At 40.3% G+C, this 26,132-nt stretch carries 17 protein-coding genes and 5 tRNA genes; 17 read left to right on the top strand and 5 right to left on the bottom strand.

What is annotated here, in order from left to right; genetic code table 11:
• Window positions 1-4: 4 nt before the first annotated feature.
• The 4 genes from ACLCDV_RS23360 (at window position 5) to uvrC (ending at window position 6,078) form a co-directional block, all read left to right on the top strand.
• Window positions 5-823: a glycogen/starch synthase gene (locus ACLCDV_RS23360; protein WP_333625723.1), complete on the top strand. Its 819-nt coding sequence runs from the start codon at window positions 5-7 to the stop codon at window positions 821-823.
• 371 nt (window positions 824-1,194) lie between these two features.
• A complete protein-coding gene (gene ispF, locus ACLCDV_RS23355; protein WP_411972362.1) occupies window positions 1,195-1,674 on the top strand; it encodes a 2-C-methyl-D-erythritol 2,4-cyclodiphosphate synthase in 480 nt (159 codons plus the stop codon).
• A 240-nt stretch (window positions 1,675-1,914) separates the two neighbouring features.
• Window positions 1,915-4,185, top strand: a complete 2,271-nt coding sequence (locus tag ACLCDV_RS23350; RefSeq protein WP_120334967.1) for a transglycosylase domain-containing protein — start codon at window positions 1,915-1,917, stop codon at window positions 4,183-4,185.
• Window positions 4,186-4,278: 93 nt separating this feature from the next.
• Complete coding sequence (gene uvrC, locus ACLCDV_RS23345; protein WP_411972361.1) at window positions 4,279-6,078, top strand: excinuclease ABC subunit UvrC; 1,800 nt, start codon at window positions 4,279-4,281, stop codon at window positions 6,076-6,078.
• A gap of 74 nt (window positions 6,079-6,152) precedes the next feature.
• Here uvrC and era read toward each other — a convergent pair whose 3' ends face one another.
• Complete coding sequence (gene era / locus ACLCDV_RS23340; protein ID WP_070570335.1) at window positions 6,153-7,031, bottom strand: GTPase Era; 879 nt, start codon at window positions 7,029-7,031, stop codon at window positions 6,153-6,155.
• Window positions 7,032-7,146: 115 nt separating this feature from the next.
• On the opposite strand from era, the gene ACLCDV_RS23335 reads away from it, so the two are divergent.
• The 12 genes from ACLCDV_RS23335 (at window position 7,147) to ACLCDV_RS23280 (ending at window position 21,987) form a co-directional block, all read left to right on the top strand.
• Window positions 7,147-7,219, top strand: a tRNA-Met gene (locus ACLCDV_RS23335).
• Window positions 7,220-7,275: 56 nt separating this feature from the next.
• Window positions 7,276-7,348 (top strand) — tRNA-Met (locus tag ACLCDV_RS23330).
• A 57-nt stretch (window positions 7,349-7,405) separates the two neighbouring features.
• Window positions 7,406-7,478: transfer RNA gene (locus ACLCDV_RS23325), tRNA-Met, on the top strand.
• A 55-nt stretch (window positions 7,479-7,533) separates the two neighbouring features.
• Window positions 7,534-7,606 (top strand) — tRNA-Met (locus tag ACLCDV_RS23320).
• Window positions 7,607-7,661: 55 nt separating this feature from the next.
• Window positions 7,662-7,734, top strand: a tRNA-Met gene (locus tag ACLCDV_RS23315).
• A gap of 347 nt (window positions 7,735-8,081) precedes the next feature.
• A complete protein-coding gene (locus ACLCDV_RS23310) occupies window positions 8,082-11,255 on the top strand; it encodes a SusC/RagA family TonB-linked outer membrane protein (RefSeq protein ID WP_411972360.1) in 3,174 nt (1,057 codons plus the stop codon).
• Between the two features lie 17 nt (window positions 11,256-11,272).
• Window positions 11,273-12,907, top strand: a complete 1,635-nt coding sequence (locus ACLCDV_RS23305; RefSeq protein ID WP_411972359.1) for a RagB/SusD family nutrient uptake outer membrane protein — start codon at window positions 11,273-11,275, stop codon at window positions 12,905-12,907.
• A 257-nt stretch (window positions 12,908-13,164) separates the two neighbouring features.
• Window positions 13,165-16,254, top strand: coding sequence for a SusC/RagA family TonB-linked outer membrane protein (locus ACLCDV_RS23300; RefSeq protein WP_411972358.1), 3,090 nt, complete (start codon window positions 13,165-13,167; stop codon window positions 16,252-16,254).
• A gap of 23 nt (window positions 16,255-16,277) precedes the next feature.
• The gene (locus tag ACLCDV_RS23295) at window positions 16,278-18,023 is read left to right on the top strand and encodes a RagB/SusD family nutrient uptake outer membrane protein (RefSeq protein WP_411972357.1); all 1,746 of its coding nucleotides are present in this window, start codon (window positions 16,278-16,280) and stop codon (window positions 18,021-18,023) included.
• 169 nt (window positions 18,024-18,192) lie between these two features.
• The gene (gene der, locus ACLCDV_RS23290; RefSeq protein WP_070569188.1) at window positions 18,193-19,494 is read left to right on the top strand and encodes a ribosome biogenesis GTPase Der; all 1,302 of its coding nucleotides are present in this window, start codon (window positions 18,193-18,195) and stop codon (window positions 19,492-19,494) included.
• 21 nt (window positions 19,495-19,515) lie between these two features.
• Complete coding sequence (cysS, locus tag ACLCDV_RS23285) at window positions 19,516-20,982, top strand: cysteine--tRNA ligase (protein ID WP_070569119.1); 1,467 nt, start codon at window positions 19,516-19,518, stop codon at window positions 20,980-20,982.
• Window positions 20,983-21,102: 120 nt separating this feature from the next.
• Entirely contained in the window at window positions 21,103-21,987 is an 885-nt protein-coding gene (locus ACLCDV_RS23280) for a DUF4440 domain-containing protein (protein ID WP_317669424.1), read from the top strand.
• 78 nt (window positions 21,988-22,065) lie between these two features.
• Here the strand turns inward: ACLCDV_RS23280 and ACLCDV_RS23275 are convergent, their stop codons facing one another.
• Window positions 22,066-23,415, bottom strand: a complete 1,350-nt coding sequence (locus ACLCDV_RS23275) for a peptidylprolyl isomerase (RefSeq protein ID WP_317669425.1) — start codon at window positions 23,413-23,415, stop codon at window positions 22,066-22,068.
• Window positions 23,416-23,897: 482 nt separating this feature from the next.
• On the opposite strand from ACLCDV_RS23275, the gene ACLCDV_RS23270 reads away from it, so the two are divergent.
• Window positions 23,898-24,989 (top strand): lactonase family protein, encoded by a 1,092-nt coding sequence (locus tag ACLCDV_RS23270; protein WP_411972356.1) that lies wholly within the window; start codon window positions 23,898-23,900, stop codon window positions 24,987-24,989.
• A 60-nt stretch (window positions 24,990-25,049) separates the two neighbouring features.
• On the opposite strand, the gene mnhG is transcribed toward ACLCDV_RS23270, so the two are convergent.
• Genes mnhG through ACLCDV_RS23255 form a run of 3 tightly spaced genes read right to left on the bottom strand, consistent with a single transcriptional unit; the run spans window position 25,050 to window position 26,123 of the window.
• A complete protein-coding gene (mnhG, locus tag ACLCDV_RS23265) occupies window positions 25,050-25,400 on the bottom strand; it encodes a monovalent cation/H(+) antiporter subunit G (protein WP_317669427.1) in 351 nt (116 codons plus the stop codon).
• Window positions 25,393-25,668 (bottom strand): monovalent cation/H+ antiporter complex subunit F, encoded by a 276-nt coding sequence (locus tag ACLCDV_RS23260; protein WP_046671612.1) that lies wholly within the window; start codon window positions 25,666-25,668, stop codon window positions 25,393-25,395. Before ACLCDV_RS23260 ends, mnhG begins: the two co-directional genes overlap by 8 nt.
• Window positions 25,665-26,123, bottom strand: coding sequence for a Na+/H+ antiporter subunit E (locus ACLCDV_RS23255; RefSeq protein ID WP_227550155.1), 459 nt, complete (start codon window positions 26,121-26,123; stop codon window positions 25,665-25,667). The genes ACLCDV_RS23260 and ACLCDV_RS23255 overlap by 4 nt, the downstream gene beginning before the upstream one ends.
• Window positions 26,124-26,132: the final 9 nt, after the last annotated feature.

Below are 26,132 nucleotides of genomic sequence, written 5' to 3'. Positions count from 1 at the left end.
GGAGATGGCAAAAACGAAGATATTGTTTATTACTCACGAGATGTCGCCTTTCCTCGAATTAACTAAAATTTCTGAAATTACACGTCAACTTCCGCAAGCGATGCAAGAAAAGGGTTTTGAGATCCGGATCTTAATGCCGCGTTTTGGGAATATCAATGAGCGTAGAAATAGATTACATGAGGTTATTCGTCTTTCAGGCTTGAACATTGTTGTGGATAATAATGATAATCCGCTAATTATTAAAGTTGCTTCATTACCTGCGGCCCGTATGCAGGTGTATTTCTTGGATAATGAAGACTACTTTCAGCGTAAAAAAGTTTTTAGTGATGAGCATGGCGAATTCTTTGCAGACAATAATGAGCGTTCGGTGTTCTTCTGTAAAGGAGCGTTGGAAACTGTGAAGAAATTAGGATGGTCCCCTGATGTAGTACACTGTCATGGATGGTTCTCTGCTTTGGTACCGGCTTACGTGAAGACAACTTATAAAGACGATCCTACATTCAAGGATGCAAAAGTGATGTACTCTTTGTTCAATGAAGAATTTAAAGGCACATTAGGTACGAAGTATGCTGAAATGGCGCCAGAAGGTTCCTTTAAAGCTTCGGATGCGCAGGTGTACGGTGATGGTAGTTATGAGGCTATCTACAAAGGTGCTTTGCATTTTACCGATATGGTGGTTGTCGCTGACGAAAATGTCAACACTGAAATCGTTGACTTTGCTCGCTCAAAAGATATTCAGGTTTTTGAGCCTAATGGCGATCAGGACTACGATGCTTTTGGAGAAGTGTATGATCAGTTTGCGCCTGAAGAAGTAGAAGCGTAAGCTTTACTTTTCGAAGCGTTTCGAAAAACAAACAGACAATAATATAAAAAAAGGCTATTCTCAAGGATAGCCTTTTTTTATGCGTCTCTTTTTTCATCCGGTCGAACCGTTATTTCAATGATTTTCGTTGCGCTGCCTGCTAGAAACCTTTTGTCTCGGTAAATATAGCTGCGAATTGTTATCTTCGCAGTAATCTGTCATTGTGTTTAGATGTTCATATTGGGGATCTCTGCAAAGATGATTCGGGTTTGATCTAGACCTAATAGGCTAGGTTGTCAAATAGCATACATAGGCTGTATTTTATTGTATTTAAATCGGGTGTTTGGGCATGTTTCTAGGATATGAACAGACACCATAGCTATAATCGTGTAATGAAAATTAAGGTAGGATTTGGGTTTGATGTCCATCAGATGAAAGAAGGTCATCCATTTATTGTCGGTGGAGTGCAATTGGAGCATCATGCTGGTGCCTTTGGGCATTCTGATGCCGATGTGTTGGTCCATGCGATATGCGATGCCATTTTGGGCGCTGCCAATTTAGAAGATATTGGCTACCACTTTCCAAATACAGATATGCGTTGGAAAGGCATTAGCAGTTTATTGTTGTTAAAAGAATGTATGGCGCTGATTGCTGCGAAGGGATATACGCTTGGCAATATTGATGCGATGCTGTGTCTGGAAGCTCCTAAGATCAAACCCTATATTCCACAAATGAAAGTTGAACTGGCTGAAGCAACGGGTTTGGATATCGACGACATCTCTATTAAAGCAACAACAAATGAAACGATGGGATTTATCGGTCGTCAGGAAGGGGTGGTCGCCTATGCGGTTTGTTTGATTGAACGCGCGTAGTTCGCCTCAATATTTTCGCGTTTAAATTCTTGCTTTTGGCCCAATTAGTAATACCTTTGCCAAAGTAGGGATTCTTGGCACACTATCTGATAGAGTGAGCATTAATGTCTTAATTGAAGTCTTTAAAGATCGAAATAAAGCAGTATCCAAGGTTGCAGAACATAACTGTAGCTGGAAAAACGGGCTCTCTATTGTGGTCTTTACAATGAATAATATTTACGTCTGAAATTTAGTAAATAGATGAAACGAGTATCAAAAAAAAATCAACTTACTGAGGCTGATGTCAAACGGTATACGTTCAATTTTTGGAAAATTATCGTCGGGATCGTCGCGATAGGTTTCCTCTTTATATTGAGTATACGTCTTGGCGTATTTGGAAAATTACCCTCCTTCAGTGATTTGGAAAACCCCAAAAGTAATTTAGCTTCCGAAGTTATCACGGAAGATCATAAGGTATTGGGAACCTATTATGTCCAAAACCGCTCCAATGTAAAGTATAGTGAATTGTCACCTTATTTGGTCAAAGCATTGGTTTCGACAGAGGATAAACGCTTTTATGATCACTCTGGGATCGACTACTCACGTACATTTACAGTTATCTTTCACACGCTGACCGGTAACAAACAGGGGGGAAGTACAATTACACAGCAGCTGGCACTTAATCTATTTTCGGATGGACGGCAAAAGAATTTTCTGAAGCGTGTCATCCAGAAATTTCAGGAATGGATTACAGCTGTTCGCTTGGAAAGAAATTATACCAAAGATGAGATTATTACCATGTATTTCAACACGGTAGACTTTGGTGCTTACAATACATACGGAATCAAATCCGCCGCGCGGACTTATTTCAATACGACTCCGGATAAACTGACAGCAGACCAAGCGGCCCTTTTGGTGGGGATGCTTAAAGGCCCGGGAGCCTATTCTCCGGTGCGGTATCCCGAAAAATCACGTACTCGCCGTAATACGGTGTTGAACAATATGGTTGCTGCCAATTTTATTTCGGCAGAGGAGGCTACAAAAGCGAAAGAAAAACCACTTGGTTTAGAACTTAAAATCGCAAATTATGGTGAGGGTTTGGCGCCATATTTTAGAGCGGTATTAAAGGATGAAATCAAAAAGGAATTTGCAAAATTGTCCATCACCAAACCAGATGGCACACCTTATGACCTCGATCGCGATGGATTGAAAATCTATACGACGATCAATATGTCTATGCAGCAATATGCCGAAGATTCGCAAAAAGAGTGGATGAAGCAACTGCAGTCTAAATTTGCCGCGCAATGGAAAAATAGGGATCCTTTTAAAGGGGATAAGGCAAAGCTGCTCATTAGTGGAATGAAGCGCTCAGACCGTTACCGTATTTTGAAAGAAGAGGGCTTGAATGAAGACGAGATCAAGAAGGCCTTCAATGTCAAGGTTCCGATGAATATATTTACATGGAAGGGAAGTGTTGATACGATGATGACGCCAATGGACTCCATTAAGTACAATAAACTCATGTTGCGCAATGCGATGATGTCTATGGAGCCGAAGACCGGACATATCAAAGCCTGGGTTGGAGGTATAGACTTTGACCACTTCAAATATGATCAGGTAAAAATGGGTACACGTCAAGTCGGATCAACGGCCAAACCATTTACGTACGCGGTGGCGATTGATAATGGTTATTCACCATGTTACAGTATTCCCAATTACCAACAAACTTATAACGGATGGACACCAAGAGGAAATGCACAAGGTGGAAACCCGATTACCTTAGCGAAAGCATTGGCTTATTCGCAAAACTATGCGACGGCCTATCTGGTACACGAAGTTGGCGCTGCGGAAGTAGCTGCATTGACAAAACGGATGGGTATAACAAGTGATGTGCCTAATTATCCATCGATCTCATTAGGGGCTTATGAAGCGTCGGTCTTTGATATGGTGGGTGCCTATTCGGCGTTTGTGAATCAAGGAACTTGGATTGAGCCAACAGCGATCTTACGTATTGAAGATAAAAATGGTACACCAATCTATGATAAAGCACCAAAGGTCGTAAAAGCCTTAAATAGTGAATCGGCTTATATTATTGTTGATATGCTGAAAAAGGTGGTATCCCAGGGTACGGCGCGACGTATTCAATGGATGTATAAGCTCACAAATCCAATTGGCGGTAAAACAGGTACAACCAACGACAACTCAGATGCCTGGTTTATTGGTATTACACCGGAACTGGTTACAGGTGTTTGGACTGGTGCAGAAGATCGAGGCATTAGTTTCGATAGGATGGAGTATGGACAAGGGGCCGCAGCAGCGATGCCAGTATTCGCCTACTACATGCAGAAAGTGTATAAAGATTCAAATTTGAAGTACACCAAGGGTGATTTTGAGCAACCGCAGGGTGGGCTTACCCGCGTCATTGACTGTAATCAGTATTGGGGCGGTGGTGGCTCTGATGTCGAAGATGGGTCTACGGATTCAAGCGGCAAAGATGCGACTAAACTAAAAGATGATCGCTTAGGTTTCTAAGTTATTTTAACGAATACCATTGGGCCAGACAATAAATTTTTTCGAGATTTGTTGTCTGGCTTTTTTGCTGACGGTGTTTGATATTGGAACATAATGGACGTATTTGACTATAGAGAAGAATTAAAGAAGATACCGCATCGACCGGGAGTCTATCAGTATTTTGATAAAAATAACGAACTGATCTATATCGGTAAAGCGAAGGATTTGCGTAACCGGGTCGGCTCGTATTTCGTTAATGAAAATCAGCTGAATGGCAAAACCCGTGTTTTGGTTCGGAAGATCAACCGCATATCTTTTACTATCGTTGACACGGAGATTGATGCTTGGTTACTTGAGAATTCATTGATCAAAAAACACAAGCCCAAGTATAATGTTCTGTTGAAGGATGATAAAACCTATCCCTGGATTGTCATCAAGAACGAACCTTTTCCGCGGGTTTTTTGGACCAGACAATATATTAAGGATGGGTCCCGTTATTATGGCCCCTATCCTTCCGTGGGAATGATGCATATTGTATTGGATCTGATCCGTGAATTGTTTCCCCTCCGTACCTGCAATTTGGCCCTAACACAGGAAAATATACGGAAAGGTAAGTTTAAGATCTGTCTCGAGTATCAAATTGGAAATTGCAAGGGGCCCTGTGAAGGGTATCAGTCCGAAGACGACTACGATCAGAACCTGAGTGATATTAAGGATATTCTGAACGGAAAGATTGCTGTGGTGACCAATCGTTTAAAGGAGAGTATTGCTGCCGCAGCAGCCGCTCTGGATTTTGAAAGAGCGCAGTTAATTAAGGCGAAGCTGGATAAGCTGGACAATTACCAGAGCAAGTCTACAGTGGTCAACTCATCCATTACAAATGTGGATGTATTTAGTATTGCTTCAGACGAGGGCTACGCTTTTGTCAATTACCTGAAAGTCATGAATGGTGTTATTATTCAGACACAGACGCTCGAAATGAAGCGGCGTCTGGATGAGAGTGAACAGGAGCTTTTGGCCTTGGCGATACCGGAGATTCGGGAACGCTTCAAGAGCCTTTCGCGGGAAATTATCGTACCCTTTGAATTAGATATTGAAGAGAACGAACGGATTCGATTTACGATTCCGAAGCTGGGCGAAAAGAAAAAATTGCTGGAGCTGTCTCAAAAGAACGTGGCATTTTTTAGAAAAGAGCGTCTGTTGCAATATGAAAAGCTTAATCCTGACATTCGGACCGAGCGTATCTTAAAGCAGATGCAAAAAGATCTTCGCATGAACGTGCTCCCACAGCATATTGAATGTTTTGATAACTCGAATATTCAGGGGAATTATCCCGTATCGGCTATTGTTGTCTTTAAGGATGCAAAACCTTCGAAGAAGGATTACCGACACTTTAATGTGAAAACGGTTGAGGGACCCAACGATTTTGCCACGATGGAGGAGGCTGTTTTTAGACGCTATAGGCGATTATTGGATGAGGATCAACCTTTGCCGCAGTTGATCATTATCGATGGCGGAAAAGGGCAGCTAGGCGCAGCCTTAAAGAGTTTGCGCTTGTTGGGGATCGAGCGAAAAGTAACCGTTATCGGTATTGCCAAAAGACTGGAGGAGCTTTTTTATCCTGGTGATCAATATCCACTTTATTTAGATAAAAAATCTGAAACCCTCAAGGTCATTCAACATCTTCGGGATGAGGCACACCGCTTCGGAATCACCTTCCACAGGAATCAACGGAGCCGGAAGACCTTCGTTTCAGAGCTGGAAAACATTCCGGGTATAGGTAAAACAACCGTTGAGAAAGTATTAACTGAATTTAAATCAGTGAAAAAAGCGAAAGAAGCCTCAGATGAAGAGCTAAAAAAAGTGCTTAATCTGAAACAGATTAAAGCACTTCGTGAATATTTTGCAAAATAAAAATTTACAGGAAGAACAGTTCGTGCAGGGGAGGTCGGTATAAAAAGATCTCCGTACGAACTTTTCAATGCGAATTAATCGTCGTAGCCGAAACGTTTAAGGTAGTTCTTTTTACTTCTCCAGTCAGGAATTACCTTAACAAAAAGCTCGAGGAATACTTTTCCGTCGATAAACTCTTCAATATCCTGGCGCGCATAGGTGCCGACTTTTTTGATCATGGCTCCTGCTTTTCCAATGATAATATTTTTTTGAGAGTCGCGCTCAACAATAATTTCGGCAGCAATACGTGTGATATTTGCTTCTTCTTTGTAAGATGTAACAATTACTTCTGTACTGTAAGGAATCTCTTTATCGTATAGTTTGAATACTTTTTCACGAATCATCTCAGAGACAAAAAAACGCATGGATTTGTCCGTTAACTCATCCTTTTCATAATAGGCTTCGTGAATAGGTAACTTGTCCTTAATGTAGTGCATCACGGCAGCAACATTATGATTTAATTTTGCTGAAATCGCAAAAACGGTATCCGGATTTAATTTTTCTTGCCAAAATTCAATCTTAGCCTTGACCTCTTCTTCCGAAGATTTATCAATTTTGTTGATAAGCACGGCAACAGGGGAATTTGTTTTACGCAATTTCTCCAGGACATCGTTCTCATCGTATTTTTCGTGGATATCTGTCACAAATAAAATAATGTCTGCATCGATCAACGATCCTTGGACAAAATTCATCATGGATTCTTGCAAAGAATAGTTTGGTTTGATAACACCAGGGGTGTCCGAAAACACAATCTGATGGTCTTCATCGTTTACAATACCGATAATGCGGTGTCTTGTCGTTTGCGCTTTGGGTGTAATGATAGACATTTTTTCACCCACTAAAGCGTTCATTAGGGTGGACTTACCAGCATTTGGCTTTCCGATGATACTTACGAATCCTGCTTTATGTGACATTTTTCTAAATTTTATTAGGATTACAAAGAAACAAAATATATCTTTGTACTCCAATTCGGAAGGATCATAATCTTGTTTTTTCAAAAGAAAAAAGCAATTTTGTTCAAAAATATATTGCGGGGTGGAGCAGTTGGTAGCTCGTCGGGCTCATAACCCGAAGGTCACTAGTTCGAGTCTGGTCCCCGCTACTAAAAGAAAGAGCCGGTTGCAATGATCGGTTCTTTTCAAGAAATTTAAAATACATTGCGGGGTGGAGCAGTTGGTAGCTCGTCGGGCTCATAACCCGAAGGTCACTAGTTCGAGTCTGGTCCCCGCTACTAAAAGAAAGAGCCGGTTGCAATGATCGGTTCTTTTAAAAGAAATTTAAAATACATTGCGGGGTGGAGCAGTTGGTAGCTCGTCGGGCTCATAACCCGAAGGTCACTAGTTCGAGTCTGGTCCCCGCTACTAAAGAAAGAGCCGGTTGCAATGATCGGTTCTTTTAAAGAAATTTAAAATACATTGCGGGGTGGAGCAGTTGGTAGCTCGTCGGGCTCATAACCCGAAGGTCACTAGTTCGAGTCTGGTCCCCGCTACTAAAGGGAGAGCCGGTTGCAATGACCGGTTCTTTTAAAGAAATTTAAAATACATTGCGGGGTGGAGCAGTTGGTAGCTCGTCGGGCTCATAACCCGAAGGTCACTAGTTCGAGTCTAGTCCCCGCTACTAAAAGAAAAAAGCCGAGGTGAATATCTTGGCTTTTTTTGTGTCCTAATTTACGCTATAATACCGCCTGTTTTTCAGGATCATCTTTTTTCCTACTCTTCTAAATTTCTTTTTATCGATTGTCGTAAGGTTGCTAAAAAACTGTCTTTTGCTGTTATTTAATCGTTCTACTTTTTTGATATTGGATTGCACTGTAAAATGTGTGTTTATGCAATCGTTTGTCTAGTTTGCGCAATCGATTTCGTTGATTCCATATTTTGATATCGTCATATCTTCTTCTAGTTTTAGCATTCATTTACCTAAATTTTGATTAGAACGCTAATCAATCTTTAAACTAACTATTAAATATGATCATTTCAAAGATTCTTGGTAATCAAAAATTGAGCTTATTGTCTTTAGCCCTACTTGTTACAAGTGCACATAATATGGCTAATGCGAACAGTCTCAATTTCTCGGAAAACAGTGCTTTGTTCAACAATGTACTATTTCAGCAGAAAGTAACAGGTAAAATCTCAGCTTCAGACGGTCCCAAAGCAGGTGTCACCATTCGTGTTAAAGGGACTGCTAAGTCCACGTCGTCTGGCGCCGATGGGCAATTTAGTATTGAGGCTAAAAATGGAGATGTGCTATTAATCAATAGTATAGGTTATCAGCCACAGGAAATCGTTGTCACAAGCCCAGTTGTCAACATCAACTTGGAGTCTGCAAATGAGGCTTTGGAAGAGGTTGTTGTTGTCGCATACGGGACACAAAAGAAAGTGAACATGACGGGTTCAGTCGCAACGATTACACCAAAACAATTGGCTGATCGACCAGTTACATCTCTTCAAAATGCTTTGCAGGGGATTAGTCCTGGTGTTACGGTATTGAGTCGTCCGGCGGAGGTTGGACGAAGCTCTTCCGGAGCAGCTTCCAATGCAGGGTCAATAACCGTGCGCGGTAGGTCAAATTTGGGATCACCATCACCTATGTTTATTATAGATGGTATACCAGCAACTAGCGCAGAATTCTCGGCATTAAGCCCGAACGATATCTCGAGTATGTCGGTATTGAAAGATGCAGCTTCGGCTTCATTGTATGGATCCCGAGCAGCAAATGGCGTTATTTTGGTGACAACCAAGCGCGGGGGCGGAGAGCGTGCAGTTATCGGTTTCAATGCAAATTACGGATTTCAAAGTGCAACGTTTTTACCGGAATATGCCGATGCTGTAACGTATGCAGAGCTGTATAACAAAGCAATGCTTAATGTTGGGAAAACCGCAACTTTTACTCCTGAGGTTATCGAGAAATATAAGAACCAATCTGAACCCGATTTTTACCCAAATAATAATTGGTACGATGAGGTCCTAAGACACTCTGCTCCACAGCGTGAAGTCGGACTTAATGTGAATGCCCCAGGCAAGATCACCAATTACTACTTGGGCTTAAATTATTTTGACCAGCAATCGTTAGTGCCGGGGCGTAAACAAGATCGCGTTAATATGAAGCTCAATACGAATACCACTGTTATCAAGGATCTATTGACATTTAATACCAATATGTCATTCCTTAAGCAGGATTTCGATCGCAAAGGGAGTGCAATTAGCTGGGTCGAAATGGGAAGAGCTTTGCCGTTTACGGTGATTCGTCAATCTGATGGTTCATGGGGATCTATTTCAAATGGAAAACCAAATGCAACGATTGCAAAAAATAATCAATTACGTGCCATTACCGAAGGCGGAAGAGGAAACAATCGGGATAATTATTTGCAATTGGCCGCGAATGCATCTTTAACACCGTTGAAAGGGCTGTCGATAGATGGGGCGATGTCTTTGAAATATACGAATACAAACTCCTTCGATTTTATCAACCGTACGGATCCTGTTACTAATTTCGTAACTAAGGAACCTATGCCATCCACCGCAAATACGATCAACGAATTGAAGGAATATTGGGGGAAACGTCAGGAACTTCTCTTGCAAGGTACGGTAAACTACGAACGGACATTTGGCGACCACTTTGGAAAAGTGACTGTTGGTGCATCCCAGGAGTCTAATGTGTATCGCGAAGCATTTTTGGGAAGGAAAAATTTTGTCACCAATGATGCATCAACGATTATTAATGGTGATTCAGGAACACCCAGCTCGGATGATACAGGTTTAGCAAACCGTACAACACAAGACGAATGGGCACTACGTTCCTTTTTTGGACGTTTTAATTATTCTTATAAAGATAAATATCTGTTAGAAGCAAACTTGCGTATGGACTATTCTTCGCGTTTTGCATCGGAGGTTAGAAAAGCGACTTTTCCTTCGTTCTCAGCTGGCTGGAACATCAATAAAGAATCCTTTATGGAGAATGTTAAATGGGTTGATCTATTAAAACTCCGTGGATCTTACGGTTCATTGGGTAACCAGGATGCTGTTCCGATTGGAAACTATTATAACCTTTTGGATCGTTTTTCTGCCTACAGTTTTGATGGTACGGCTGTGGATGGTATGGAGCAACTTTACGGAGCTAATCGTTTGGCTTTATGGGAAAAGGTGTCAATGAGTAATGTTGGAATTGACGCGACATTTTTAGGAGGAAAATTCAATTTGGTTGCTGATTATTTTGTTAAAAGAACAGAGGATATCTTATTGCAACCAGCGCCACTACTGACTGGAGGATTTGATAAAAAACACTCTCCATATTACAATCAGGGAACAACACAAAATAAAGGTATTGAGATTTCCCTGACTTACAACGGGAAAATTGGTGATGAATTTACCTATTCCCTATCAGGTAATATTTCAAAAATCAAAAATAAGATTATCACGTTGGGTAGTGTGAACGAGATTATTGACGGATATTATATCAATCGCGTAGGTGGGTCTGTTGGTGACTATTTTGGTTATAAGACAGCGGGTGTATTTACCAGTCAGACAGAAATAAATGACCATGCTGACCAAAGCAGTCTTGGAGCAACGACTAAAATAGGTGATATTAAATATGTTGATACCAATGGCGATAAAGTGATAGGCCCTGAAGACCGTAGTATTTTGGGGAATGATGTTCCTTGGTTCAATTATGGTTTTAACTTCCGTGCGGCCTATAAGAACTTTGATTTAGATGTCTTGACTTATGGTGTTGGTGGGGTGAAAACATATTTGGAAAATGAGGCTTCCGCGCCATTTTTTAACGGAGCCAATATTAAAAAGAATTGGATAAATGGCTGGTCAGAGGAAAATAATAAGGCTGATGCGCCATTTCCACGGATTACATTGACAGGAGATGCGCCACAAAATTACAGAACCTCGGATTTCTGGTTATTTAGCGGAAACTATTTTAGAATTCGAGCAATTACGGTTGGTTATACTTTCCCTAAAGAAGTATTAAGTCATATGAAGATGTCGCAGTTGCGTTTGTTTGCATCTTCGACTAATCCATTTACGTTCATGGCAGACAAACGTCTTGGAGATTATGATCCTGAAACAGGTTCTGGAAGAGCAAGTTATCCGGGGGTGAAGACTATTTCCGTAGGATTGACAGCTAAATTTTAATTTTTTAACGAAGAGAAATGAAAAGAAACATATTATATCCAATGTTGGCAGCGACCCTTTTAATGGGAGCATGTTCCAAAGATTTTTTGGATCGCACGCCTGTGAATAAGATCGCCGAGGATGATTATTGGAAAACCGAAAATGATGTTAAATTGGCAGCAAATGCAATTTATGCAAAGCTTTCAGACGCGATGTACATGGATGGAGCATCCGATTTAGTACACGCTCAATATCCATGGGAAAGTGCATCTACGGATATCTCTTCCGGTTCCGTTGCAACTGATTTGGACGCGGGATGGGATTACATCTCTATTCGTTCCTGTAACTACTTTTTGGAAAATGTAGATAAGGCAACAATGGACGCTGAATTGAAAGAGCGCTATAAAGCTGAGGTAAGATTTATCCGTGCATTTTTATATATTCCTATGGTAGAAAAGTTCGGGGATATTCCTTTAGTCACAACAGTATTAACAAAGGAAAATGCTAATGTGCCCCGTACGAAGAAAAGTGAGGTGTTGGAATTTTTATACAATGAACTACAGGAAGTCTCCACAAAATTACCTACTTCCTATGCATCTGAAAAAGGTAGAATCACCAAAGGAGCAGCTCTTGCATTGAAAGCCCGTCTTTATTTATATGAAAACAATTGGGAGAAAGCAGCTTCAACAGCAAAAGAAGTTATGGGCTTAGGTTATTCATTGTTTAAAGTAAGTAGTGAATCCGAAAGAGATAAAAAAGATAACTATGGTCAATTTGTTGATTTTAGCAGTGCAGCTGACGAAACTAAATTCAGACTAGGATTAAGGAGTTATGAAGGCCTATTTGAAGTCGAAAACGAAGGAAATAGTGAAGTCATTCTGGACAGACAGTATATTCCTGTGACACAAACACAGTTCAATAACACTCTTTTAATGGAAGGAAGTGTTGGTGGATGGAGTTCCCTAACGCCTACGCAAAATCTAGTTGATTTGTATCCAAGTTATAAAACAGGTCAGCCAGTTGAAAAAGTTTCGGCTGCTACTCGGGCCGCCAATTATGCGAAAGCGGATAAATCAGATTTTGTAAAAGAGTTTAAAAATAGAGATCCACGTTTTTATGCTTCTGTTTTGTTTGAAACAGCACCTTGGAATGCTTTGACAGAAGAAGGTGGGTATGAATTTGCTTGGCAGAGTGGTAAATCAAATATGTCGCAAACAGGATACAATTTTAGAAAACTGGTTGATCCTACATCCAGTAGAGCACAAGTCGATTCCTATGCAAATATTATCCTAATACGTTATGCTGAAATCTTGCTTACTTATGCTGAAGCGCAGAACGAAAAGTCAGGGCCGGATGCTTCTGTGTATGATGCACTGGATCAACTTCGAGAGAGAGCCGGTATGCCTAAAGTTGATCGTACTGTTTACGCGTCTCAAGCTAAATTGAGAGAATTGATTCGTAACGAGCGGGCGATAGAACTGATCTTAGAAGGTACACGTTACTATGATATCCGTCGTTGGAAGACAGCACCCGATGTGATGAAGAATATATACAATGTATCCAATGGATTAGCGCAAGAACGTGCTTGGAATGATAAGTTATATTTGATGCCAATTCCACAAGGTCAAATTGACTTATCTTATGGTGTGCTAACCCAAAACAAAGGTTATTAGTATTTCCCATAAAACAAATGAAAACGGGCTCCTCAATTATTTGAAGAGCCCGTTTTATTGGATGCACCTTCCAGATAATTACCTCCGGATTTTTGAATGTTATAAATATGTGTTTATGCAATCGTTTGTCTAATTGGCGCAATCGATTTCGTTGCTGCTAAATTTTGAGATAGCGTGATCTTCTTTTAGTTTTAGCATTCATGTACCTAAATTTTGATTAGCAAGCTAATCAATTTTTAAACTAACTATTAAATATTATGATTTCAAAGATTCTCGACAATCACAAGTTGAGCCTGTTATCATTAGCTTTACTCATTACAAGTACACATAACTCAGCTAATGCTAATGGTCTTACATTTACAGGCGACAACATATTGTTGAATAGCGCTGTTTATCAACAAAAAGTGAGCGGAACAGTGCGGTCTGTAGACGGACCCTTGGCAGGTGCTACCATTAGTGTGAAAGGTAGTGCTAAATCTACATCGACTGATGCGACAGGAAAATTTAACATTGATGCTAAGAATGGCGATGTATTGGTCATTACAAGTGTTGGATATAAGGCGCAAGAAGTGACGGTGACAGGGTCGGTTGTTAACATTAATCTTGAGTCCAATAGCGAAGCACTCCAGGAAGTTGTCATAGTTGGTTATGGAACACAACAGAAAAAAGAAAGTTTGACCGGTGCTCTTCAGGCTGTGAAAGGTGACAAATTGCGTGACGTAACAACTCCGTCTGTCGAGAATATGTTAAATGGTAAGGCCGCAGGTGTCTATGTGGCACCAGGAGCTGGTAAACCGGGATCAAATGGTGGAGTTGTGATTCGTGGTCAGGCAACAATAAGTGGTACAACAAGTCCACTATGGGTTATTGACGGCGTCATTGTTGGTTCAAGTCCAGGTGATATCAACCCTAACGATATTGAATCTTTAACGATATTAAAGGATGCTGCCTCAACATCTATTTATGGTTCTCAAGGTGCAAATGGTGTTGTTGTCGTCACAACAAAAAATCCTTCAGCTTCCAAGACCAGTATTAGTTTTTCTACCAAAATGGGGGTTAACCAACTTTCTAATGGACACATGAAGATGATGGATGGAGCTGAACTTTATGACTACTTTGCTTCATTCTCAAATCCAGCTGATATCAAATTTCCACGTTGGAATTCGGACTTACGCAATAGTAATTTCGACTGGTGGAAGCTGGCTACTAAAACTGGATTTGTACAGAATCATAATCTTTCTATTCAAGGTGGTACCGATAAATTGCAATCTTATTTGTCTGTGGGGTATTATAATGAAGCTGGTGCAGTAAAGGGGTATGACTATGATCGTTATAACTTTAGATTGCGTACCAATTATAAACCTTTTGACTGGTTGACCATTAAACCATCAATTGTCGGTTCTAAACGTTCTGTTGATGATCGTCAATATGATGTCAATGCGATGTATGGTAATCTACCATGGGATAGCCCTTACGATGCTAATGGAAATTTAGTGCCACACCGCTACAGTGGCTGGGTCAACAACGCGAGCACAAACTACTTGTATGACTTGCAATGGAATCATAGTGCCAATACCAATTATGAATTTATGGGTAACTTAGATTTCGATGTCAAATTAACAGATTGGTTGACCTTCTCCTCAGTCAACAATTATCGTTACAATAGTTATTCCGATAGCGGGTATCAAGATCCACGATCAAACAGTGGCGAAAGTGTAATTGGTCGTGTGACAGATTATCGCATGGAATTTGCCCGTCGATATACCAACCAGATTTTACGTTTCAACAAGACTTGGGATAAACATAGCCTGAATGGATTGGCTGCATACGAATTTAACGACTATTGGACAAAAACCTTAGATGCTTATGGGACGGGTATTGTAAATGGTTTCGAGGTATTGGATGTTGTTGCAAAACCAGAGCGGACCAGAGGTGGAATTTCCGAATGGGCAGTACAATCATTTTTGTCTAATGCAAACTATGCATACGATAATAAATATTTGGCACAGGTATCGTTCCGCCGTGATGGAGCATCCAATTTTGGTACGAATGCAAAATATGGAAATTTCTTTTCAGTCAGTGGTGGTTGGAATATCAATAAGGAAAACTGGTTTAAGGCTGATTGGGTGGATAACTTGAAATTGAGAGTTGCATATGGATCGGTCGGTAATAGACCGAGCTCATTATATCCACAGTATAGCCTTTATTCTGTATCGGCATCATCAAGTTATAATGGTATACCAGGGGCGTTAATTAGTCAAATCGGTAATAAAAATCTGACTTGGGAAAAAACATACACAACAGGTTTTGGGGTGGATGCAGCCTTGTTAAAAAATCGACTAAGATTTAACGTTGATTATTACGACAAGAAAACTGACAATGTACTTTATCAAGTTCCCATCAGCGGTCTGACAGGTGTTACCTCTATTTGGAAAAATATTGGTAAGATGCAAAACCGGGGGATTGAATTGACCATCGGTGGCGACATCGTTCGAAATGACAATGTGCAATGGAGTCTGGATGTTAATTTAAGTCACAATGTGAATAAACTGACAGAACTTTTCGCCACAAAAGATGCTGATGGCAATCTTGTATCTAAACGAATTATAGCGGGAGATGGTTCAGGAATCGCTGGATCGGCGCAACGCCTGCTTCAACCTGGTTATCCGGTAGATACCTATTACTTAAAAGAATGGGCTGGCGTTAACGTAGATAATGGGGCACCTATGTGGTATCAATATTCGACAGATGCGGATGGTAACGAAACGCGAACAGCAACATCTAATTATTCAGATGCCACATTCCGTAATGTAGGGAAGGGAAACCCAGATCTTTTTGGAGGTTTCAGTACGTCCTTAAATTATAAACAGTTTGACTTAAATGCTGTCTTTGGTTTCTCGTTGGGCGGGAAATTGTATAATTACTCACGTCAGGAATTTGATTCGGACGGAACATATACAGATCGTAATCAGATGAAATTACAAGATGGATGGAGTCGTTGGGAAAAACCGGGCGATGTAGCTACTCACCCGATAGCGAAATATGATAATCAAGATAAAGGTAATTCGCCGTCAACACGCTACTTGGAAAGTAACAATTTTTTAAAGATGAGGTCGTTGACTTTTGGCTACAACTTCGATCTGAAAAAGTATAACATCAAAAATTTACGCGTATTCTTAGCTGGAGAGAACTTGTTTACAATTACGAACTACTCAGGTGTTGATCCGGAACTTCCGTTGACTGAGCCAGATGGCAAAGGTGGAGGCGGTCAAATGATCAGATCTACAGGTGTTTCTGTATATCCTATGGTTCGCAAATACATGTTCGGCGCAAGTGTGACATTTTAATTTTAACGTTTAGAAAATCAATAATGAAAAAGATATTAATCGGACTTTTAATCGCAACGGCAGTATCCTCTTGCGATATAGATCGACTTCCTTATACTTCAATGGACGAAGATAATATTGTAACTAATCCTGATGCAATGGTAACCGGTACTTATGCACAGTTAAAAGCTTGGTCCGACCCTATGCACCGTTTAGGTGAATACGCTGGTGATAATATGATGATCCGCGGTTCATCGACAGATGCGTTTTACGAATTTATCTCCTATGCGAGAACTCCCAACAATTATCGTTTACAGGATTTTTGGGACAGCGGCTATAAAGCTATTGCACAATCCTCGAACGTCATCAAGATGTTTCCAGAAGGTCAAAGCAAAGAAATGGACAACAAACTGGGGGAGTGTTATTACATCCGTGGAATGATGTACTTTTACCTTTGTCGTGCATTTGGAAAGCCATACTATCAAAGCCCAGAAACAAACTTAGGTGTTCCTATTGTCAATGGTACACCTGATGATGTTTTCAATAATTTGAATCTGCCGGACCGTTCTTCTGTCAAAGATACGTATGCACAGGCAATCAGCGATCTAAAAAAGGCAGAAGGTTTACTGACACTTGATAAAGGGGCTACATATGCATCCAAAGGTGCGGCGCAAGCGATGCTTTCCCGTATATATCTGTATATGAGTGGTACCTATAAAAATCCAAATGCAACATATGCTCGTCTTTCGGTTGAATATGCAGATAAGGTGATTAATTCAGGTAAATATGTGCTGTTGGCCCGTGAGCAATTCATGAAATACAATACCTTTAGACCAGAAGATAACAAAGAGACCATCTTTGCGGTGAAACGTGTCGCTTCTGAATTTTCGGGCGATGATCACTATTATGGTATTGGTGGTATGTACTCCAATATCGGTGGTATGGGCTGGGGTGAGATGTATTCCAGCGCCAAGTACATTGATCTATTGAATGAAACTGGTCGTAATGATTGGAGACCTGATCATTACAACATTGTCGATGCACGTGCTGCATTTATTGAACCAACATATGCCAAAGATGATAAGGACAACTATTCAACAGTAATTCGATTTATCAAGCAGGACGTCCCAGCGAAGGCCGGCGACCCTAAAACAGTGAGCTATGTACAGATTCCAGTTATAATTAGTGGAAATAATGTTATTGCAAGAGAAGTCAAAAAGGTCGGTGATAAGGAGGTTGTTAAAGAATATACATTGACAGCAATTAATGCTAATCAACAGACCTATTCAATTACCTATGAGGATGGCAATACCTATGCGGGTATGATAGATTACTATATTTCCTTAAACCGTGCTTATCCCCAATTCTATATTGTGAAATGTTCACGTGAAGGGGAGGAGTCTCAACTGCACTCGCCTGTAATCAGTCGCTTGGGTGAAATTTATTTAAACCGTGCCGAAGCTAATGCAAAATTAGGTAACTATGGTGCTGCATTAAATGATTTGAATACCATCAGAAATCGTTCTATCGTCAATGGAGGATATACTTCGATTGATGCGGCCAACGCAAGCAAACTGATCGATAAAGAGCGTCAGTTGGAATTGGCCTATCAGGCCGAACGCAGCTATGATGTGTTCCGTAATGGGTTACCGTTGAATAGAACTTATCCTGGACCACAAAAACAATTTGAAGATATTCTACCAACAGATTTTAGAGTGACTTATTTTATTCCACAGAACGCAATAAATTCTTATCCAGGTAAATTGACGCAGAATCCAACGTCTAATTAGACGAATATTTATAATTTAAACCCGATAAATGGCTTTACTTCACGGTAAAGCCATTTTTGTTTTTGTGTCGCGATAATCCCTTTCGAATCCGTATCTTTGTTCCCTTAAGTATATTTTTAGCATAAAAGTGCCATCTGCTGTGAGAGCGGGTGGATCAAATAAAATAAATATGGCAAATATTGTTGCAATTGTTGGTCGTCCAAATGTTGGTAAATCTACCTTATTCAATCGTCTTACAGAAAGTAGAAAGGCGATTGTTGATGACTTTAGCGGAGTGACGCGCGACCGTCATTATGAAACAGCCGAGTGGATCGGAAAGAAATTTACAGTAATTGATACAGGTGGTTTTGTACATGGTTCGGATGATGTCTTTGAAGAGGCTATTCGCGATCAGGTCTATATCGCTATTGAAGAAGCTTCAGTCGTTATATTCATGGTGGATGTCACAACTGGCATTACCGACCTGGATGACGAAATCGCTGATATTCTGAGAAGAAGCTCCAAACCTGTGTATGTCGTGGCCAATAAAGTCGATCACGCAAAATTGCACCATGAATCGGCAGAGTTTTATGCCTTTGGTTTAGGAGAGGTCTTCAATATCTCGTCGGCTACAGGATCGGGTACAGGTGAACTGTTGGATGCTGTGGTTTCTCATTTTGAAGTGGAGGAGGAAGAAGAAGAATCCTTACCGAAATATACCATCGTGGGCCGCCCGAATGTGGGTAAATCTTCCCTGACAAATGCATTGATCGGTAAAGATCGCAATATTGTAACGCCAATGGCCGGGACAACACGTGATTCAATCCGTATACATTACAATCAATATGGACATAACTTTTTACTGATCGATACTGCAGGTCTTCGTCGTAAGTCCAAAGTAAATGAAGATATTGAGTTTTATTCGGTGATGCGTACCATCAAAGCCTTGGAAGATTCTGATGTGACGATTTTAATGTTGGACGCACAGGATGGATTAGAAGCGCAGGATGTTAATATTTTCAACCTGGCCGAGAAGAACCGTAAAGGTATCGTAATTGTTGTCAACAAGTGGGATTTGATCGAAAAGGACAACAAAACAATGAAGGCTTTTGAAGATCGCATCAAAGAGAAAATAGCACCTTTTACAGATGTGCCTATTATCTTTACTTCCGTAACCGAAAAACAACGTGTTCTTAAGGTGTTGGAAGTTGCCGACAAGGTATATGCCAACAAAACCAAAAAGATCCCTACGTCCAAGTTGAATGAAGTGATGCTGGATATTATCGAGAATTATCCACCGCCATCCTTAAAGGGTAAATATATCAAAATTAAATATGCAACACAGTTGCCAGGACGGACACCGATGTTTGCATTCTTCTGTAATCTGCCACAATACATCAAAGATCCGTACAAACGTTTTATTGAAAACAAATTGCGTGAGAACTTTGACTTTACAGGTGTGCCAATTCAAATATATTTCAGACAAAAATAGCTTTCCAAGCAGCGATTAAACATGGACCATAATCTCTATTTATACAATACGCTTTCGCGAACAAAAGAAAAATTCGAACCTATTCATCCCAATCTCGTTGGTATGTACGTATGTGGGCCCACAGTATACAGTGATGTGCATTTGGGAAACTGTCGGACGTTTGTGTCTTTTGATTTGATTTTTAGATACTTGCGTCACCTTGGTTATAAAGTGCGTTATGTGCGCAATATTACCGATGCAGGACACTTGGAAGGCGATCGTGATGAAGGGGATGACAAATTTGCAAAAAAAGCAAAGTTGGAACAATTGGAACCGATGGAAATCGTTCAAAAGTATACGATAGGTTTTCATGACGTATTGCGTCTTTTCAATACATTGCCGCCCAGTATTGAGCCTACTGCGACAGGTCATATTTCCGAGCAGATCGAAATGATCGAACAGATTATAGCGAATGGCTATGCCTATGAGCGGAACGGTACAGTCTATTTTGATGTTGAAAAATACGTTGAAACATACGATTATACGATATTGACCAATCGTAAATTGGAGGATATGCTCAATAATACCCGTGAATTGAGCGGTCAGGATGAGAAAAAGGGACGTTTGGATTTTGCCTTATGGATCAAAGCAAAACCTGAAACGATTATGCGTTGGCCTGCACCTTGGAGCGTTGGCTTTCCGGGTTGGCATATTGAATGTTCGGCCATGAGCAGAAAGTACTTAGGTGATCAATTCGATATTCATGGCGGTGGAATGGATTTGGCAGCGACACATCATACCAATGAAATTGCACAGTCTGAAGCATGTAACCATACGAGCCCTGCCAAATATTGGATGCATACGAATATGTTGACTGTAAATGGTGCGCGTATGTCCAAATCAGCCGGAAATGGATTTTTACCGGGCGAGTTGTTTACTGGAAATCATCCCTTATTGAATAGAGGTTATTCGCCGATGGCCGTACGCTTCTTTATGCTGCAGGCACATTATAGAAGTACGTTGGATTTCTCCAATGAGGCATTGGATGCGGCCGACAAGGGATATAAAAGACTCATGACTGCGATCAGTCTTTTAGACAAATTGAAGGTGTCTAAAGGTGCTGATTCATTCAATTTAGCTGAAATCCGCCGCAAGTGTTACGCAGCTATGGATGACGACTTTAATAGCCCTGTACTCATTGCCGAACTGTTTGAAATTGTACGTATCATCAACTCGATTTATGATGGTAAAGCGAAAGTAACGGCAGAAGGATTGGAAGGTCTTCAAGTATTCATGAAAGAATTTGTTGAGGATATCCTAGGGCTTAGAAACGATCAGACTTCAGCATCCGATGATATCGATGACGTCATGAATCTAGTCATTAAACTACGTAACGAAGCCAAAGCAAATAAAGACTTCGTCACCTCAGATCGTATTCGTGATGAGCTTAATTCTATTGGAATTCAATTGAAAGATAGCAAAGAAGGAACACTTTGGAATAAGATTTGATAGATAAGAAATCGAATTTATAAAAGAGGAGTAAAATGGAATATTTCTATTGGAAAAACACATTATCGTGGAAACCAATCAATATTCCATATAACCTTTAAAAGAAAGATCATTTTGCATATGAATTTTTGGAATAGGCTATCCGTCGTCGCATTCATGAGTGTTGCTGGTACAACGCTATATGCGCAGATACCTGAGAAAGTTGGAAGCCTATTGCAGGCCGATAAGGATGCTGCTGCATTGGCTAAGGCCTCTACGCCGCACCAGGCGTTTCTTTCGATCATTGATAAGGAATCTACGTTTTACGTCCCATCGGCAGTAAATGCTTATAACTATCTTAATAATAGACCAAATATTCCCGATGTTTTAAATTGGCAGCCAACGTTTGCGTTGATTGCTAAAAGTCAGGAGTTTGGTGTGACTTCGGGGTCTATGGACTTTCAGAAAGTAGGTGCAAGATTGCGTCATGGGGAATACCTGACTGTGTGGAAACGCAATAAGAAGGGTAAGTGGTTGGTCGATATCCGGGCTGAAGTTGAAAACAACGGGAAGGATGGAGAATTTGATCTTGAATATATCGAACCTACCGATTCGTGGTATCTGAAGCATCGATCTAAAGTGCGATTGAATCAACGTGAAGATATTGTCCTGGAGACAGACAAATTGATGTCAACAGTTTTGAAAGCCGATAACCCAACCGCATATAAGGAGTTTTTAAGTGAGGATGTCCGGTTTTTGTTCCCTTGGACCAGTCCGATGGAAGGAAAGGCCGAAATGATGGCTTATCTCAAAAAACAACGGATGACGGTAGAAACAGTGCCCGAAGAAGTAAAACGTTCGTATAGTGGCGATTTTGCCTATACCAAGGGAACTGCAACGGTGCGACAAAAGGATAAGGTGGTGAAGTATAATTATATTCGTATCTGGCAACTGAGTGAATTGGCGAAAGATGATGTGAAGAAAGCGAACTGGAATATTCTGATCGAGATGATGTTTGAAAAATAACAGAATGATAGCGAAATAAAAAAGGGCTTGAATATAAACTATTCAAGCCCTTTTTTATAGGATAAGTGTGTTGTACACTTATTGTTTTTTCCATTTTTTCAATCCTTCACTGTGACCGAAGTCATCACTGATATTGATGTAGGTGGTCTTCAATTTATCATCGAACCATTTGCTCAGATTACGGTTGGTTTTGTCCTGAACGGCGGCTTCTTTGATCTTTGTGAAATCCTCGTCCAAATTTGCTTTGTGAGGCGGGATACGTGTTTTTAAGTAATTGAAACGGTAGCCAACATCGCCCATTTTGTCTGTAAATTGCTCTGGTTTCGAGTATTCTCCTGGTTTTAGCGGATCGATTGCGGTAAATACTGATTTCTCCAAACCATCCATAGGGATTACCGTCGTGCGGCTCGATCCCTCTTGATTTAGGATCATACCCCCATTGAATTTACTTTCCTCTGCATCTGAAAAATTTGTAGCGGCATGATAGAAATCCATCTTTTTGTCAACCACCAGTTTATAGATACTGTCCAATTTATTTTTGGTTCTCTCCAATGCTGCAGGCCCAGGATTGATCTTCATCAGGATATGGCGTGTGTGTACCTCTTCGCCACGTCTTTCGAGCACCTGAATAATATGAAAGCCATATTTGGATTCTACAATAGGTGATATTTCTCCCGGTTTTAATTTAAAAGCCATGGCAGAGAATTCTTTGACGTAGTTGTCACGTGTACCAAAACCTAAATCACCACCATAAGGGGCAGATCCGGGATCTTGAGAGTATATGCGTGCCATAGTTCCAAAGTCGGAGCCATCTATGATCTGCTTGCGGATACCTTCAATCTTATCTCGCTGCTCTTTTTTCTCTGCATCTGTCAATTTGGGCATCATGACAATCTCACCGATTTCTACCTCGGTATTGAAGTAAGGCAGACTGTCTTTATTCAAGCCTTCAAAATAACGTTTTACTTCCAACGGAGTTACATCTATTTTGGAAACGATGTTTTGTCTCATTTTTTGCGCTTTTAATTGTTCGAAAACACTCGGGCGCATTTCTTCTTTGTATTGCAATAAAGAGCGGTTAAGGAATTTTTCAAGACGTTCTTGCCCTCCAGCCTGTTGGGACATATGGCGAAGGCGTGCATTGAGGTTGTCATCAACTTCCGTCTCGGTTACATCGATGGAGTCAATTACGGCTTGTTGAGATAATAATTTTTGGACAATTAACTGTTCCAATATACCATCTTTATAGTTTTCATCTGGTTTATTCCCTTGTGCTAACCATTGAGAATATTGCATATCCACGTCGGACTGTAAGATAATGCCCGATCCAACCGTTGCTACAACGCGATCAATAACTTGACGTTGCGCAAGACTGGCCTGAATTGATGCAAACAGCAATAAAAACAATATATAAATGTTTTTTTTCATCCGTATAAATTATTTATGATATTTATGAGTGATCTTCATTTGTATAAATGAACTTCTTTCACTCGTTTATTTGTTCATGATTTATTTTTTTGTCACAAGCATTCACGCTGCCTTCGGCGGTATGCGTAGTAATTGTGTTCAATATATACTTTTTTGAACAACAGCACAAAATTATCAGATTATATGAATTATTCGTACTTTTATTTAACAATATTTTTGTATTCCCAATATTTTAAATGGGTGATTTTAGAATTGTTAAAATTGATGTGCTAAAATACGCATTTGCCTATTAGAAAGGACGGTTTTAACCAAATTTAACAAGTCTATTGACGATATTTACACCTGTAAAATGGAGGGATTTTTTGATCCTCACACGAGGAATGAATGGAGGAATTTAATCGGGGTCCCGTATAATTTAGAAACAAACTTGATGTAATGGTCTCATTCAACAAATGAGTATCTACATTTATAAAATAATTTCAATGAAAAAAGCATTTATTTATTTGATGACAATTTTACCGCTGACTAGTTTTGCGCAACAGATTCCTATGTTTGTGGGCACATATACGAGCAAAACCGCGAGCAAAGGCATCTATATTTATAATTTTGATGTTAAAACTGGTGAAACAACTTTGTCGAGCACGCAAGAAAGTAAAGATCCATCCTTTTTGGCGCGGAATAATAACTTTATTTATGCGGTTAATGAGGTTCCAAATCAAGAGGGCACTGTTTCTGCCTATTCTTTTAAGGACGGTCATTTAACTTTTTTAAATTCACTTCCTTCCGGAGGAGAGTCGCCATGTTTTGTTGAGGTACATCCTAAGGGTAGCTTGCTCGCCGTGGCAAATTATACAGGCGGATCTGCGGCGTTGTTTGATTTGGAAAGTAATGGTGTTTTAAGCAAAAGAGCGCGATTGATCCAACATGAGGGCAAGGGAGTGGACCCCGTACGCCAAGAAAAACCACATGTGCACTCTACGTTTTTCTCCAATAAAGGAGATAAGTTGTACGTCCAAGATCTTGGTTTGGATGAGATTTCTATTTATCCGGTGAGTAAAACGGGAAATGCCTATAGTCTTGCAGATGAATCAGAAGATATCTTTACGCCTGCTGGAGGGGGGCCGAGACATATCATATTTGATAAGAAAGAGAAATTTCTATATGTCGTATTGGAAATGACGGGGCAAATAGCATCGTATAAGAAGGATGGTGATGCATGGATGTATCAAAGCACATTTGAAATCAATCCAGAAGGTTTTAAAGGGAATAATGGTGGTGCGGATATTAAGATGTCGGCTGATGGCAAATTTCTGTATGCAACCAATCGTGGCGATGCCAATACAATTGCTACCTTTTCGGTGGAGAAGGATGGGGAACTGAAGAAGCTTTCCAATCTTTCGGTAAAAGGTAAAGGACCGCGCAATTTCAACCTCTCTCCGGATGGTAAGTACCTTTTGGTAGCAAATCAGTATACCAACAACATTGTTTTGTTTAGCCGGGATGCTAAAACGGGTTTGTTGACCGATACTGGGAAAGAAATTGCTGTACCATCGCCTGTTTGTGTTATATTCTAATCAAGACCAGAAATCCGAATAAGAAAAGAAGATTTTTAAGAAAAACAGTACACGTTTTTCTTAAAAATCTTCTTTTCTGCAATCTAATTCACCTTCCTTTTCGAGGTCATTTAAGGTGGTTCCCTTCCATGTTTTTACCCGCTGTATATAAGCCGCCCTACCAATCATGTGTGCTGCAACCGGAGCCGTTAGGATTAGGAAAAATCCAATGGCTATAGCCTTGGTCGTTACGGACACATCCGGGAAGGTCATGGCTGCACAAATGAGCAATAGCCCGACGCCCAATGTTGCTGCTTTTACGGTAACTGAAAGGCGCAAATAAAAATCGGGCATCCGCAAGATGCCAATAGATGCAAATAGTATGGCCAATGCCCCGATGGTACTGAGAATGGCTAAAGTAATATCAATCATCTTTGCTTTGTTTTTCTAAATAAAATGAAAATGCGATCGTACCAAGAAATGCGATAAGCGCCAAGATCATGGCAATGTCTAAAAACACCTCCTGGGAAGTTCGTATACTATAAACGGTAATAATGCCGATTCCAATGGTGATAATAAGGTCTAAGGCGATTACACGATCAAATATCTGAGGGCCCTTATACAGCCGAATAAAAGCCAATATGACTGAAATAGTCAAGATCGGAAGGATCACATAGTCAAAATAGCTATTTAAAGTCATCTTAAGAGTTCTAAAAGTCTTCGTTCAACATTATTTTTAAGGGTAGAAACAAACTGTTCCTTGCTTTTCATGTACATGACGTGAATAAAGAGCGTTTTCTTATCTTCACTTACGTCGAGGATAAGTGTGCCGGGTGTCAACGAGATAAAGGTTGAAAGCAGGTTAATTTCCAAATCGGTTTTTGCATCCATGGGATACTTGACAATCGCAGGTTTGATAAAAAACTTGGGGGTTATCACGTCGTAGGCAACCTGCACATTGGCGACAATCATTTCCCACAGGAAAAAAAGAATAAAACTCAAGGTTTTGGGGACCCGATAAAAGTAGCGTTGATCTACTTCATTCCTGTTCATAAGCCAGAGGATACCAAATCCCAGCATAAAGCCGAATAGGAAGTTGGTGTAATACATCGATCCCGTCAATGCGACCCAGATGAAGGATAACATGAGGTTCATTAAAAACTG

Source organism: Sphingobacterium sp. Lzh-3, from assembly GCF_046764375.1.
Lineage (GTDB): Bacteria > Bacteroidota > Bacteroidia > Sphingobacteriales > Sphingobacteriaceae > Sphingobacterium.
Note: the sequence above shows the minus strand (reverse complement) of the source record. Positions and strands in the feature narration are given on the sequence as shown.

Coding starts and splice junctions, on each gene's coding strand:
- ACLCDV_RS23360 (WP_333625723.1), top strand. CDS start 5: ATGGCAAAAACGAAGATATTGTTTATTACTCACGAGATGTCGCCTTTC.
- ispF (WP_411972362.1), top strand. CDS start 1,195: ATGAAAATTAAGGTAGGATTTGGGTTTGATGTCCATCAGATGAAAGAA.
- ACLCDV_RS23350 (WP_120334967.1), top strand. CDS start 1,915: ATGAAACGAGTATCAAAAAAAAATCAACTTACTGAGGCTGATGTCAAA.
- uvrC (WP_411972361.1), top strand. CDS start 4,279: ATGGACGTATTTGACTATAGAGAAGAATTAAAGAAGATACCGCATCGA.
- era (WP_070570335.1), bottom strand. CDS start 7,031: ATGTCACATAAAGCAGGATTCGTAAGTATCATCGGAAAGCCAAATGCT.
- ACLCDV_RS23310 (WP_411972360.1), top strand. CDS start 8,082: ATGATCATTTCAAAGATTCTTGGTAATCAAAAATTGAGCTTATTGTCT.
- ACLCDV_RS23305 (WP_411972359.1), top strand. CDS start 11,273: ATGAAAAGAAACATATTATATCCAATGTTGGCAGCGACCCTTTTAATG.
- ACLCDV_RS23300 (WP_411972358.1), top strand. CDS start 13,165: ATGATTTCAAAGATTCTCGACAATCACAAGTTGAGCCTGTTATCATTA.
- ACLCDV_RS23295 (WP_411972357.1), top strand. CDS start 16,278: ATGAAAAAGATATTAATCGGACTTTTAATCGCAACGGCAGTATCCTCT.
- der (WP_070569188.1), top strand. CDS start 18,193: ATGGCAAATATTGTTGCAATTGTTGGTCGTCCAAATGTTGGTAAATCT.
- cysS (WP_070569119.1), top strand. CDS start 19,516: ATGGACCATAATCTCTATTTATACAATACGCTTTCGCGAACAAAAGAA.
- ACLCDV_RS23280 (WP_317669424.1), top strand. CDS start 21,103: ATGAATTTTTGGAATAGGCTATCCGTCGTCGCATTCATGAGTGTTGCT.
- ACLCDV_RS23275 (WP_317669425.1), bottom strand. CDS start 23,415: ATGAAAAAAAACATTTATATATTGTTTTTATTGCTGTTTGCATCAATT.
- ACLCDV_RS23270 (WP_411972356.1), top strand. CDS start 23,898: ATGAAAAAAGCATTTATTTATTTGATGACAATTTTACCGCTGACTAGT.
- mnhG (WP_317669427.1), bottom strand. CDS start 25,400: ATGATTGATATTACTTTAGCCATTCTCAGTACCATCGGGGCATTGGCC.
- ACLCDV_RS23260 (WP_046671612.1), bottom strand. CDS start 25,668: ATGACTTTAAATAGCTATTTTGACTATGTGATCCTTCCGATCTTGACT.
- ACLCDV_RS23255 (WP_227550155.1), bottom strand. CDS start 26,123: ATGAACCTCATGTTATCCTTCATCTGGGTCGCATTGACGGGATCGATG.